Genomic DNA, 12,783 nt, shown 5'->3' with positions numbered 1-12,783 from the left:
TAAGCGGACGCATGCGTCCGATAATCGGATGGGCTGTGAGAAGTCTGGGAGAAGGGGTCATGACGTTCTACCGTCAGGTCGGCCAGGTTCCACCGAAGCGGCACACGCAGTTCCGGAAACCGGACGGCGGGCTGTACTACGAGGAGCTGATGGGGGAGGAGGGGTTCTCATCGGACTCGTCGTTGCTGTACCACGCCGGCGTCCCGTCCGCGATCGTGGACTCGCAGGTGTGGGACCTGCCCGACCTGGCCACCGTGGCCAATCACCCGCTCACCCCGCGGCACCTGAAACTGCATGACCTGTTCACCGACACCTCCAAGAGCAATGCGGTCGACGACCGGCGGCTCGTGCTTGGGAACGGCGACGTCCGGATCTCGTACGTCGTCGCCGAGCAGCCGTCGCCGTACTACCGCAACGCGACCGGGGACGAGTGCGTGTACGTCGAGAAGGGGTCGGCGACCGTGGAGACGGTGTTCGGGGTGCTGAACGCGGTCGAGGGCGACTACGTGATCATCCCTCGGGCGACCACGCATCGCTGGCTGCCCGGCCCGAACGGCGTGCACGCGTACTGCATCGAGGCGAACAGCCACATCGCGCCGCCGAAGCGGTACCTGTCCCGCTACGGGCAGTTCCTCGAGCACTCGCCGTACTGCGAGCGGGACCTGCACGCGGCGAGCGAGCCGCTCGTGGTCGAGGACACGGACGTCGAGGTGCTGGTGAAGCACCGGGGCAGCGGTCCCGGTGGGATCGTCGGCAGCCGGATGACGTACGCGACGCATCCGTTCGACGTGGTCGGGTGGGACGGCTGCCTGTACCCGTACACGTTCAACGTGAGCGACTACGAGCCGATCACCGGGCGCATCCACCAGCCGCCACCCGTGCACCAGGTCTTCGAGGGCATCAACTTCGTGGTCTGCAACTTCGTGCCGCGCAAGGTGGACTACCACCCGCTGTCGGTGCCGGTGCCGTACTACCACTCGAACGTCGACTCCGACGAGGTCATGTTCTACTGCGGCGGCGACTACGAGGCGCGGAAGGGATCGGGCATCGGACTCGGCTCGATCTCGCTGCACCCGGGTGGTTACGCGCACGGGCCGCAGCCGTCCGCGATCGAGGCCTCACTGGGCGCTGAGCGGTTCGAGGAGCTCGCGGTGATGGTCGACACGTTCCGCCCGCTGGAGCTGGGCGAGGGCGGTCAGGCGGTCGACGACGGCGTCTACGCCTGGACCTGGGCCGGCCGCCGCACGTCGTAGGCCCGGATCGTGTGGGATTCTTGACCGGTGAGTGAGCACGCGGAGGCGGCGCGGACCTTTGTCGTCGGCGTCGATCGGGAGGCCGTGCTGCGCCGGCGCGAGATCGTCGCGAAGGTGCAGCGGCGCGGCGCCTGGGTGACGCTGGTGATCGGCGCCGTGGGCATTGTCGCCGCGCTCTACGCGGTGTTCGCGTTCCGTGGTGCGGGGATGTGGCCGTTCGCCGTGTTGTTGATCGTGGCAATGATCCCGCTCGTGCTCAGCACCGTGCTGGCGCTGCGGCTCCAGGCGGAGCGCCGGCGCTGGTATGCCGCCAACGAGCTGCAGCCGGTCGCCATGCGGATGTCGCCCAAGGCGCTGGAGCTGGCTTGCGAAGGAGCGGCGTACCCGGTGGTGCTGCCGTGGTCGACGGTCCGCGGCTTCCGGCAGGAGAAGCTCTTCGGTCAGTACGCCCTCGAGCTGGACCTTGCTCCAGGCGTCGGCGCCACCACGGCCGGCGTCCGCGGCCTCGACCAGCCCGCGGTCCGGACCGTCGTGAAGCCCAATCCGCTCCTGCGCCCCACCGGCCTGTATCTGGTCAAGTCGCTCGACCAGCCGGTCCACGTCATCGACGAGGCCCTCAAGCACTTCTCCGGGGGCACCGCCGGCGTCCGTCGCTAGCAGCTAGCAGGGCAGGCTCTGATAGGTGTAGCCCAGCTTGGTCAGTTTGGTCAGGGCGCTGTCGAGGGCTGCGACGGTTTCGGAGCGGTTGCCGCCGCCGTCGTGCATCAGGATGATCGCGCCCGGCCTGGCGCCGCGCAGGATCTCGTGCTCGATCTTCGCCGTGCCCGGCTTGGTCCAGTCCTCGGTGTCGACGTCCCACAGGACCTGGCGCTGGTGCAAGGCGGCCGCGGTCGCCTCGATCTTGGCGTTCGTGGCCCCGGTCGGCGGGCGCAGGCATTTCGATTTCACGCCGGAAGCGATCTCCTGCCGCATCTTCGCGTCCGGCAGCAGGGTCAGCGTCTTGTGGTCCCAGGTGTGGTTGCCGACGTGGTGACCGGCGGCGCGTTCGAGCGTGACCAGCTCGGGGAACTGCGCCACCTGGATGCCGAGCACGAAGAACGTCGCGTGCGCCTTGTGCTTGCGCAGGACCTGCAGCACCTTCGGCGTCCACTCGGGCTGCGGTCCGTCGTCGAACGTCAGATAGAGGACCTTGCCGTGCGCGGTCAGGTTCCAGTCGTCCGGAGCGGTCGTCGGCGTGATACTGCGCTGGGACGGGTGCGGCGGTTTCCGCGGCCCGACCGACGTGTCTTGTTTGTGCGTGATCGGCGGACTCAGCGGTCCGTGCGCCGAGGCGACCTGGACGACGGGCGCGGCGCTGGTGATCGAGTGGTCGGACGGCTTGGCGGCCTGGGCGAGGACGGCACCGCAGAGCAGGGCGGCGACCAACGGCAGGATCTTGCCGGGCGGCCTGGTCACGGGGCCTCCCGTCCTGGACTGAGGAGTGGAGGGAGCGCAGCGACCGGAGCGACGAGGGAAGGGCGGGAGTCAAAGCCCCGTGACCCGCCGCGCCGGAGGCGCGCCTTGAGGGCGGTCATGACCGGCATCCTCTCGCGTCGCCGGGGCCATCCGGGCATGGGGTCCGGGGTGTGTCGGCCTTAGGGTGACCAGATGCCGGAGACCCCGGCGCCGGTAGCAGCGACCACACGTGAGGCGAATGATGACGGACAGCGGTGAGCGCACGACGATGACGAGGCGAACGGTGATCGGCGGTGCCGCGGCGCTGGCCGCGGCCGGGTTCCAGGCGGTGCCCGCCTACGCCGGCCACGGCGACGGCGGCAGCGGCAAGGCGGTCCGGCTGACCGTGATGGGCACGACCGACCTGCACGGCAACGTGCTGAACTGGGACTACTTCAAGAACGCCGAGTACGACGACGCCGCGCACAACGACATCGGCCTGGCCAAGATCTCCACCCTGGTCACCGCGATCCGGGACCGGATCGCCGCCGATTGGCACGCGCCGCGCCCGCTGGTGCTCGACGCCGGCGACACGATCCAGGGCACCCCGCTGGCGTACTACTTCGCCCGGATCGAGCCCATCACCGGCGGCCACATCCACCCGATGGCGGCCGCAATGAACCAGATCGGGTACGACGCTGCGGCGCTGGGCAACCACGAGTTCAATTATGGGCTCGACATCCTGCGCAAGTTCCAGCGGCAGTTGCGGTTCCCGCTGCTCGGGGCCAACGCCCAGGACTGGACCACGGGCCTTCCGGTCTTCCCGCCGTACGTGCTGAAGCGGGTGCACGTGCCGGGCGAGAAGCCGATCACGGTCGGCATCCTCGGCCTGACCAACCCGGGCATCGCGATCTGGGACAAGGCGAACGTCGACAACAAGATCAAGTTCGGCGGCATCGTCGAGCTGGCCAAGCTCTGGGTCCCGCGGGTCCGCAAGGCCGGCGCCGACGTGGTGATCGTGTCCGCGCACTCCGGCATGGACCTCTCCTCGTCGTACGGCGACGCCCTGCCGTACCCGGAGAACGCGTCGGTGCTGATGGCCGAGACCGTGCCCGGCATCGACGCCGTGCTCGTCGGGCACGCGCACCTGGAGATCCCGGAGCGCCTCGTCACGAACACGACCAGCGGCGAGCAGGTCGTGCTGACCGAGCCGCTGAAGTGGGGCATGCGGCTGTCGCTGATCGACCTGGATCTGCAGAAGGTCCACGGCCGCTGGAAGGTCGTCGGCCGGCACAGCCAGGTGCTGAACGCGAACACGGTCGACGCCGACCCGAAGGTGGTCGCCGTCCTGCAGAAGGACCACGACAAGGTCGTCGAGTACGTCAACGGCAAGATCGGCACCTGCAAGGAGGCGATGTCCGCGGCGACCGCGCCGTGGGAGGACACCGCCGCGCTGGACTTCGTCAACTTCATCCAGGCCGACGCGGTGTCGAAGGCCCTGGCCGGTACGCCGCAGGCCTCGCTGCCGGTGCTCGCGATCGCCGCGCCGTTCAACCGGGCGGCCGCGATCCCCGCCGGTGACGTCTCGGTGCGCGACGTGGCCGGGCTCTACATCTTCGACAACACACTGCTCGCGGTGACGATGTCGGGTGCGCAGGTCAAGGACTACCTCGAGTTCTCCGCGCAGTACTTCAAGCAGGTGACCGGCACCGGGCCGTTCCCGTCCGACCAGGTCACCAACGCCCCGACCTCGACCGCACCGACCGGTACGCCGGACTACAACTACGACATCATGGGCGGCCTGTCGAAGCCCCTGACCTACAAGATCGACATCGCCCAGGCGGTGGGGTCGCGGATCACGGACCTCGCGTACGACGGGGTCGCGCTGGCGGCCGACCAGCAGTTCGTGGTCGCGGTCAACAACTACCGGCAGTCCGGCGGCGGCAACTTCCCGCACGTCAAGACCGCGCCGGTCGTCTACAACCGCCAGGTCGAGATCCGCCAGCTGATGATCGACTACGTCACCAGCACCGGCACGGTCGACCCGGCCACCTTCCACACCGTCGACTGGTCCCTGGTCTCGAACGGCGCGCCGATCGCGGTCACCGCCTGACGTCCGGTTTCCCGGCCCGCTGGCCTCGGCTCAGATGACCGGATGCTGAGGGCTTGACCGCGAGAGCGGCTAAGTGATTTAGATGGCGGTGTCGACCGCGATCTCGAACTTCGCCGAGTTCCCGCCGATGGCGACGATCGTGGTCGTGATCATGGGTGTGGCGCTGGCCGAGCGGACCGGGTTCCTGCAGGCGCTGATGCGGGTCAGCGTGTCCCAGGTGCCGACGTCGATGGTGGTGTTCGCGGTCGCGTTCGCCGGCACGATGGCGCACGTCGCGTCGGCCGCGGCGTACATCATCCTGGTGCCGCTCGGCGGGCTCGCGTTCCGCGCGGTCGGCCGGTCGCCGATCCTCGGCATCGTGGTCGCCTACACCGCGATCGCCTCCGGGTACGACGCCAGCCCGATCCCGACCCCGAACGACGCGATCTTCGCCGGCATCACCGAGGCCGCGCGGCCAGGACGATCGACCCCGGCGCCTCGGTGTCGCCGCTGTCGAACTGGTTCTTCAACATCGTCTCGTCGGTACTGCTCGCGCTCGTCATCACGCTGGTGACCCGGCTGGTGCTGAGCAAGCGCGACGACCTGGAAGCGGATCCGGACGCGCCCGGCGACGATCCGGACGCGCTGCAGCTGTCGGCGCGCGAGCGGACCGGGTTGCTGCGGGCAACGATCGTGTTCGGGCTGGCCGCGGTGGCGATCGTCGCCGTCCTGATCCCGCACGGATCGCCGTTGCGCGGCGAGAACGGCAGCATCGTCGAATCGCCGTTCCTGGACGGGATCGCGATGGTCGTCGCGGTGCTCTTCGGCCTGGTCGGCATCACGTACGGCGTGACCGTGCAAGCGATCGAACGTGCGGCCGACGTACCGAAGCTGATGGCCGAGGGCATCAAGCAGATGGCGCCGGTGCTGGTGCTGTTCTTCGCGATCGCGCAGTCGTACACGGTCCCGTTGGCGGTCGCGATGACGGTGGCGTGGACGCTGCTGTTCCTGGCGTGGTGGGCTCTCGGGATCCCGCTCGGGCCGGGCGCGCCGGTCAGGTGAGGGTCACGCCGGCCGCCCGGAGTTCGCTGAGGGCCTGTTGCGTGGTGGCGGGTGCGACTCCGGCGGTCAAGGTGGTGAGGACCGTCGTGGCGAAACCTGCGTGGTGGGCGTCCAGAGCGGTCGCTCGGACGCAGTAGTCGGTGGTGAGTCCACAGATGTCGACCTCGGTGACACCCTTGGACCGCAGCCAGTGCTCGAGTTCGTGGCCGCCTTCGTGGGCTTTGCCCTCGAAGCCCGAGTAGGCGGCCGCGAACTCGCCTTTGTTGAAGATCGCGTCGAACGGCTGCGGGTCCAGGTTCGGGTGGAAGCTGACACCGTCGGTACCGGCCACGCAGTGCCGCGGCCAGGAGTCCACGTAGTCGGGGTGGTCGGAGAAGTGGTCACCCGGGTCGATGTGGTGGTCCCGGGTGGCCACGACGTACGCGTACTGCCGGTCCGCCGGGTCGTCCTCGTGCCACTTGTGCAGCAGTTCGCCGATCCGGAACGCGACATCCGCACCGCCGCTGACCGCCAGACTCCCGCCCTCGCAGAAGTCGTTCTGCACATCAACCACGATCAGTGCCCGGGCCATCGCGACGCTCCTTTGCCAGGTGTCCTAGGCCAACGGTACAAGCGTTCCCGCCCGCAGACCCCGGATTGCGAGCCGTCGGTGGGTCACCCGGCCAGCAGTTGGCCCCCGGTCACCCGCACGATCTCGCCCTGGATCGCGGCGGTCCGCGGCGACGTGAGGAAGAGGATCGCGTCGGCCACGTCGGTGGTGTCGGGCAGCTTGCGGGCGCTGAACCCGGCTGCGATCCGATCGAGCGCCGGCTTGGGGATGACCCGGTGCTCGCCGTTCTCCAGGGTGATCCCAGGCATCACGAGGTTGACCAGGACGCCGTCCCTACCGAGGTCGTGCTGCAGCGCGGTGACGAACCCGTGCAGGCCGGCCTTCGCCGCGCCGTACGGCCAGGACCCCGGCAGCGGACGGACAGCCACATCCGTCGTCAGCAGCACGAGGCGGCCGTGAGCCGAACGCCGCAGCGCCGGCGCCACCTGCTGCACCAGATGGAAGTTTCCCTCGAGGTTGGCCCGCAGGATCGGGATCCACCACTCCGGCTTGGCGTCCTCGATGTTCTCCGGCCGGTCGTTGAACCCGAGGTTGCCCCAGTTGACCGCGTTCCCCACTACAGCGTCGAGACCGCCCCACCGCTCGACGGTCGACGCGACCGCGGCCGCGATCGTCTCCGGCTCGTTCAGGTCCATCGGTACGACGTACGCCGTGCCGCCGGCCGCCTCGATCTCCTCCGCGACCGCCTCGGCCGCGTCCTTCCGGGAGTTGTAGGTGATCGCGACCCGCGCACCTTCGCGCCCGTACGCGACCGCGGTGGCCCGCCCGATCCCGGACGACCCGCCGGTCACCAGCACGGCCGCGTCCCTCAGTCCCAGCTCCATGAACCGCTCCTCCAGTAATAATTAGTCGGCTAATTAGAAAATTTAGCCGCCTAACTAACACCCGTCAATACCCGCCTTCACAGGGGTGCGGTCATCAGGCGCCGTGAGCCGAGAGTTATCGTGTGCTGGCACACCGTCACAACGCACGAGTCATGGGCTGGCGCCATCCGCCGGAGCGGCCCTTGGGGGCGCTCATGAAGAAGGTAGTTCTGGCACTTGTCACCACCGCGGCCGTGGTCGCCGCGGCGCTGGTCCCGTCCGGCCGGCCAGTGGTGGCGGCGACGGGCGGCTGGTCGGGCCAGGCCCCGTCGGGGTTCGCCTCGGCCCTGTCCGCGGTCAAGTACCCGACATGGCAGACCAACGCCAGCGTGAATGCGCTGGCCGTCGCCGGGAACACGGTATTCGCGGGCGGCCTGTTCACCCGGATCCGGCCGCCGGGCAAGCCGGTGGGCGAGGGGGACGCGGCCCGGAAGTACGTCGCTGCCTTCAACCGGACCACCGGTGCGCCAACGCGGTTCGCCCCGAGTGTCAACGGCCCGGTCTGGAGCATCGCCACCTCCCCGGACGGCAAGTGGGTCGTGATCGGCGGCGACTTCACGGCCGTGAACGGCCAGCCCCGCCAGCGCCTCGCGCTGTTCAACGTTGCCACCGGCAACCTTGTGGCCGGCTGGGATCCGGCGGTCAATTACCGCGTCGCGGCGCTGGCGATCACCGGCAACACCGTCTACCTGGGCGGCTCCTTCCGCCGGGTGGGCAAGGTCACCCGCAATCGCCTCGCCGCAGTGACGTTGGACACCGGCGCGCTGCTGCCGTGGAATCCGGACGCGGACGACGACGTGCACGCGATCGACCTGTCCGTCGACCGTACGCGCGTCTTCGTCGGCGGCGGCTTCACGACGCTGAACGGCGCGGAGCATCACGCGCTCGCCATGCTGGACGCCAAGACCGGTGCCGCGTTCGCGATGCCAGCCGCCGCCGCGATCCCGGCGGAGACGCCGGACTGCGACAGCCGGGTCAAGGACATCGAGACGCAGGGCAACAAAGTCTTCGTGGCCAATGCTGGCAGCGGCATCGGCTGCTACGACGGCGTTCTCGCCGCCGACGCGACCACCGGCAAGTTGCTGTGGCAGAACCACTGCCTGGGCGCGACCGAGGCGATCAAGGCCCTCGGCAACTGGCTCTACAAGGGCTCACACGCCCACGACTGCAGCGAAGACGGCGGCTTCGGCGACAACACCGGCATGCACCACCTGCTGGTATTGAGCACGTCCACCGGCAAGCTCGGCCCCTGGTTCCCGAACACCGACGCCGGCGGCGATACCCTGGTCGGGCCGCTGGCGTTCGCGTCCGGCGGCAACGACCTGTGGGCGGGCGGCGACTTCACCGCGGTGAACGGCGTACCGCAGCAGGGGCTCACCCGGTTCACGAATGCTCCGGGGGGTGCGGTGCCGGCCTCGCCAGGTGCGCCGAAGGTCTCGAGCAGCCGCGTCAACAAGGTGACGGTGAGCTTCTCCACGGTGGTCGACCTGGACAACACCCTGCTGACGTACACGGTGTTCCGGGGTAAGACCAGGATCGGCACGTGGTCGCGCTACTCGTACCCGTGGACGGCGCCGACCATCACGACGTACACCGACAGCCGCCTGAGCAGCGGCCAGACCCTCGGCTACCACGTCGAGGTGACCGACGGCCGGAACGTCCGCAAGGGCAGCGCTGTCGCCGTCAAGGTCCGCTGATCAAATCCGGTGCGACCAGGGCGACGGTGAAATAGGCTGTCGGCCGAGTCGACACTTCGAGGAGTTGGGGATGCCCGGTCAATCGAGCACGCGCTGACCTCAATCGTCATCGCGTGCTGCTCGCGGGTCAGCGGCACGGCTCCTCCTGCCCTGGTGCGTTCTGCCCCGGGGCCGACTCCAAGGACTTCCTCGTGTCGCTGCCGTCGCGCACGCCCAGCCTGTGGGCGCATCGTGATTTCCTCAGCCTCTGGCTCGGCCAGACCGCATCGCAACTCGCCGACTTTGCCGGCCAGGTGACCCTGCCGCTGGTCGCCGTCGTCTCACTCGGGGCTGGGGCGGCCCAGCTCGGCGCGCTCCGCGCCGTCCAGCAGCTCCCGATCCTGATCTTCTCGCTGTTCGTCGGCGTGCTGGTGGACCGCCGGCGATCCCGCACCGTGATGGTGTACGCCGACCTCGGCCGCGCGCTCGTGCTCGCGACCGTCCCGCTCGGGTGGATGCTCGGTCTGCCGTTCCTGTACGTCGTGGCCTTCATCGCCGGCGTGTTCACGGTCTGTTTCGACGTGGCGTACCAGGCAGCTCTGCCGCGGCTGGTCGAGCGTGATCAGCTTGCCCAGGGCAACAGCATGCTGGAGACCACTCGCTCGGCCGCGCAGATCTGCGGTCCGGCGCTCGGTGGCGGGCTGGTGTCGTTGCTCACCGCGCCGGTCGCGGTCCTCGCGAGCGCCGTGCTGTTCGCCTTCTCCAGTGTGTCGATCCGGCGCATCCGGCGGCTGCCGACCATGACGTCGGAGGCGTCCAGCGGCGTGATGCGGCAGATCCGCGACGGACTGCGGATCGTCGTGCACCACGGGTCGCTGCGGGCAATCGCGACGGCAACCTGTGTGTACCAGTTCTCCTTCACCGCGCTGACCACCGTGTACCTGCTCTTCGTGACGCGCACGCTGGACCTGCCGGGTGCAGTTGTCGGCCTGGTGCTCGCCGCGTTCGGCCCGGGCGTGCTGATCGGCTCGCTCCTGTCCAGTTGGCTGCCCCGATGGTTCGGCTACGGCCGGGTCGTGGTGTTCGCCGCCTTGATCTCCGACCTGGTCATGCTGTGCACCTCAGCCCTTCACGGCTCCGGCCCGGCAGTCGTGGCCGCACTGATCACGATCAACGTCCTGTACGGCGTACTGAGTCAGACCGTCGACATCGCGGTGACGGCCATCCGGCAGGCGGTCACTCCGCTCCCGGTCCAGGGACGTGTCGTCGCCACGATCAACTTCCTCGGCATGGGCCTGACTCCGCTCGGTGCCCTCCTCGGTGGTGCCGCGGCCGGCGCCTTCGGCATCCGGACTGCACTCTTCGCCGCAACCGCAGGCATGTTCCTCTCACCGCTCGCTCTGAGCCTGTCCCCACTGGCTCGCCTGGGTCGTAGCCTGACGCGATGAAACGGATCTTGGTGACCGGGATGTCCGGCGTCGGCAAGTCGACCGTCGTCGCGCGACTGGCCGAGCTCGGTCATCGGGCGGTGGATCTGGACTCCGACTCATGGTCCGAATGGGTGGACAGCGCCGATGGCGGCCCGTCGCCGTCCGAGCCGGGACGGGATTGGGTGTGGCGAGCGGACCGGGTCAAGGAGCTGCTGGCGGATGAGCGGGATGGCGTCCTGTTCGTCAGTGGTTGTGCGTCGAACATGGGGCAGTTCCGGGATCGATTCGCCGGCGTCGTACTGCTCAGTGTGACGGCCGAGGTGATGGCCGAGCGACTAAGTCATCGGACCACCAATGTGTACGGAAAGCAGCCGGGGGAGTTGGCGCGAAGCCTGGAGTTCAAGGAGACAGTCGAACCGTTGCTGCGCGACGGCGCGGATCTGGAGTTGGACGGGGCCGCGCCGCTGGCGGACGTCGTGGCGCGGATCGAGCGCTTCGCAGCGGAATCTGGACGCTGACCGGGTCGGCCGGCGCGCTGTTCCTATGCTGTCAGGGTGCATCCGTCCTCCTCCCGCCCGCCGCGCGTGCTGTCGTGACGGGACCGGAGCAGCTGGCCGTCATCGCAGCAGGGCTCGGGGCCGGCATGCTGACCTCGACGGTCGGCGTCGCGTCGTTGATCAGTTTCCCGGCCCTGATCGCGCTCGGGATTCCGCCGGTGGTGGCCAACGCGTCGAACACGATCGGACTGCTCCCGGGGGCGCTGAGCGGCTCGTTCGGGTATCGCCGTGAGTTGCGCGAAATCTCCCGGCCGATCACGATCGCGGTCGTCCTGACGTGTGCGATCGGCGCGATCGGTGGTGCCGCCTTGCTGCTGGCGCTGCCTGCCGGGGTCTTCGCGGCGGCCGCGCCGTGGCTGATCCTGTTCACCTGCCTGATCGTCGGCGTCCAGCCCTGGATCTCGCGCAAGTTGCGGGCCCGGAACGGGCAGTCCCACGAGACCATGACACCGGCGACGACCTTCTTCACCGCCCTGACCGGCGTCTACGGCGGGTACTTCGGCGCCGGCGCGGGCGTGATGATGATGGCGGTGCTCGGTCTCGGTCTCGACCTGGAGCTCCGGATCGTCAACGCTCTCAAGACGCTGGCCCTGCTGGCCGCGAACCTGGTCGCGAGCGTGATCTTTCTCTTCATCGCGGATCTCGACCTGACCGCGGCCGCCCTGCTGGCGGTCGGTTCCGTCGTCGGCGGGTACGTCGGCTCGCACATCGGCCGCCGTCTCCCGAGCGGACTCCTCCGCGCCCTGATCGTGAGCGCCGGCGTCATCGCCGCCGTACTGATGCTCCGCTAGATGTGCTGTGTGATCGCGCCGACGGCGATCAGCAGGCAGATGCCGCCGTTCAGGTACTTGTGCGTGAAGAGGATCGCGGCGAACTCACGGATGGTTGCCGTCGGCCAGTAGTACGCGGCGGTCGGGGAGCCGATCACCTGGCCGTTGACCTTGGCCTTCCGCGCGGTGAGCGCGGCCCGGAACGCGTGGAAGTTGTTCGTCACGATCAGGCACCGGTACGTCGGCCGCAGGCCGACCATCAGCTCCCGGCTGAAGGTCAGGTTCTCCATCGTGCTGGTCGACTTGTCCTCGCGCAGGATCCGGTCCGCCGGCACACCCCGCTCGATCAGGTACGACGCCATCGCGTGCGACTCGGGGATGTCCTCGTCCGGGCCCTGGCCGCCGGACGTGATCAGCAGCGGCGAGCGCCCTCTGCGGACGGCCCGGTCGTACACCTGCTTCGCCCGGTCCAGCCGGCCGGCGAGCAGCGGCGGGACCCGCGAGCCGCGCAGTCCGGATCCGAGGACGATGACGAAGTCGACCTTCCGGGACGAGCGGACCCGGCTGTAGACGAAGGCATAGGCGAGGAAGCAGACGAACAGGAACGAGATGTAGGTCAGGACGCCGATCAGCGCCGACCGCACCGCCGCGAGCGGCTCCCAGCCGATCTTCTGCACCGCGACGCTGAAGACGACGAACCCGATGATCCCGAGCCCGGCGAGCAGCGACAGCAGGGTGGCCGGCCGCCGCCCCTCCCGGCGCAGCATCGTGATCCCGTTGATCACCAGGAACACCGCGAGTACGGCGATCGCCAGCGGGATCGCGACCAGGATCGCCACCACCAGCAGCCGGGCCGCGGTCTCGTTGACGGACTCGAGCGCGAAGATCACCCCGAGCCCGGCGAACATCAGCGTCAGAACCAGGAAGATCCCGTTCTTGAACAGCCGCCGATCCCGTCCGAAGCTGACCGCGAAGACGAGGAACCAGAAGCCGGCGACGGCGAACGAGATGAGCATCGGGCGCCATCCAAGCACGC

Annotated in this window: 13 protein-coding genes; 9 read left to right on the top strand and 4 right to left on the bottom strand. The window is 68.9% G+C overall.

All coding sequences use genetic code 11. The annotated features are described in order from the left end of the window. The first annotated feature begins 59 nt into the window (after positions 1-59). Together OG876_RS04105 and OG876_RS04100 are read left to right on the top strand one after the other, a co-directional pair. On the top strand, positions 60-1,253 hold the full coding sequence (locus OG876_RS04105) for a homogentisate 1,2-dioxygenase (protein WP_328523393.1): 1,194 nt from the start codon (positions 60-62) through the stop codon (positions 1,251-1,253). A 27-nt stretch (positions 1,254-1,280) separates the two neighbouring features. Beyond that, positions 1,281-1,910: a hypothetical protein gene (locus OG876_RS04100; RefSeq protein WP_328523392.1), complete on the top strand. Its 630-nt coding sequence runs from the start codon at positions 1,281-1,283 to the stop codon at positions 1,908-1,910. Between the two features lie 3 nt (positions 1,911-1,913). Here OG876_RS04100 and OG876_RS04095 read toward each other — a convergent pair whose 3' ends face one another. Then, positions 1,914-2,708, bottom strand: coding sequence for a polysaccharide deacetylase family protein (locus tag OG876_RS04095; protein WP_328523391.1), 795 nt, complete (start codon positions 2,706-2,708; stop codon positions 1,914-1,916). A gap of 268 nt (positions 2,709-2,976) precedes the next feature. Between OG876_RS04095 and OG876_RS04090 the strand changes: the two genes are divergently transcribed. The 3 genes from OG876_RS04090 to OG876_RS04080 all read left to right on the top strand — a co-directional run bounded on the left by OG876_RS04090 (position 2,977) and on the right by OG876_RS04080 (position 5,841). Beyond that, positions 2,977-4,800 carry a bifunctional metallophosphatase/5'-nucleotidase gene (locus OG876_RS04090; RefSeq protein WP_328523390.1) on the top strand — a complete coding sequence of 608 codons (1,824 nt, stop codon included), beginning with the start codon at positions 2,977-2,979 and terminating at the stop codon, positions 4,798-4,800. Between the two features lie 82 nt (positions 4,801-4,882). Then, positions 4,883-5,353, top strand: a complete 471-nt coding sequence (locus OG876_RS04085; RefSeq protein WP_328523389.1) for an AbgT family transporter — start codon at positions 4,883-4,885, stop codon at positions 5,351-5,353. Continuing rightward, the gene (locus OG876_RS04080) at positions 5,281-5,841 is read left to right on the top strand and encodes an AbgT family transporter (protein WP_328523388.1); all 561 of its coding nucleotides are present in this window, start codon (positions 5,281-5,283) and stop codon (positions 5,839-5,841) included. The genes OG876_RS04085 and OG876_RS04080 overlap by 73 nt, the downstream gene beginning before the upstream one ends. On the opposite strand, the gene OG876_RS04075 is transcribed toward OG876_RS04080, so the two are convergent. Both OG876_RS04075 and OG876_RS04070 read right to left on the bottom strand, forming a co-directional pair. Next, positions 5,834-6,412, bottom strand: a complete 579-nt coding sequence (locus tag OG876_RS04075) for an isochorismatase family protein (RefSeq protein ID WP_328523387.1) — start codon at positions 6,410-6,412, stop codon at positions 5,834-5,836. The genes OG876_RS04080 and OG876_RS04075 overlap by 8 nt on opposite strands. An 83-nt stretch (positions 6,413-6,495) precedes the next feature. Further along, positions 6,496-7,275 carry an SDR family NAD(P)-dependent oxidoreductase gene (locus tag OG876_RS04070; RefSeq protein WP_328523386.1) on the bottom strand — a complete coding sequence of 260 codons (780 nt, stop codon included), beginning with the start codon at positions 7,273-7,275 and terminating at the stop codon, positions 6,496-6,498. Positions 7,276-7,469: 194 nt separating this feature from the next. Here OG876_RS04070 and OG876_RS04065 point away from each other — a divergent pair, with 194 nt between their 5' ends. From OG876_RS04065 to OG876_RS04050, 4 genes are all read left to right on the top strand, one after another. Beyond that, complete coding sequence (locus OG876_RS04065) at positions 7,470-9,011, top strand: fibronectin type III domain-containing protein (RefSeq protein WP_328523385.1); 1,542 nt, start codon at positions 7,470-7,472, stop codon at positions 9,009-9,011. A gap of 113 nt (positions 9,012-9,124) precedes the next feature. Further along, entirely contained in the window at positions 9,125-10,438 is a 1,314-nt protein-coding gene (locus tag OG876_RS04060; protein ID WP_328523384.1) for an MFS transporter, read from the top strand. After that, the gene (locus tag OG876_RS04055; RefSeq protein ID WP_328523383.1) at positions 10,435-10,938 is read left to right on the top strand and encodes an AAA family ATPase; all 504 of its coding nucleotides are present in this window, start codon (positions 10,435-10,437) and stop codon (positions 10,936-10,938) included. Before OG876_RS04060 ends, OG876_RS04055 begins: the two co-directional genes overlap by 4 nt. 74 nt (positions 10,939-11,012) lie before the next feature. After that, a complete protein-coding gene (locus OG876_RS04050) occupies positions 11,013-11,768 on the top strand; it encodes a TSUP family transporter (protein WP_328523382.1) in 756 nt (251 codons plus the stop codon). Here OG876_RS04050 and OG876_RS04045 read toward each other — a convergent pair. After that, complete coding sequence (locus OG876_RS04045; RefSeq protein ID WP_328523381.1) at positions 11,765-12,763, bottom strand: YdcF family protein; 999 nt, start codon at positions 12,761-12,763, stop codon at positions 11,765-11,767. The two genes, OG876_RS04050 and OG876_RS04045, sit on opposite strands and share 4 nt — an antisense overlap. Between the last annotated feature and the right edge of the window lie 20 nt (positions 12,764-12,783).

The sequence above is a fragment of the Kribbella sp. NBC_00359 genome (genome assembly GCF_036097425.1).
Taxonomy (GTDB): Bacteria; Actinomycetota; Actinomycetes; order Propionibacteriales; family Kribbellaceae; genus Kribbella.
Note: the sequence above shows the minus strand (reverse complement) of the source record. Positions and strands in the feature narration are given on the sequence as shown.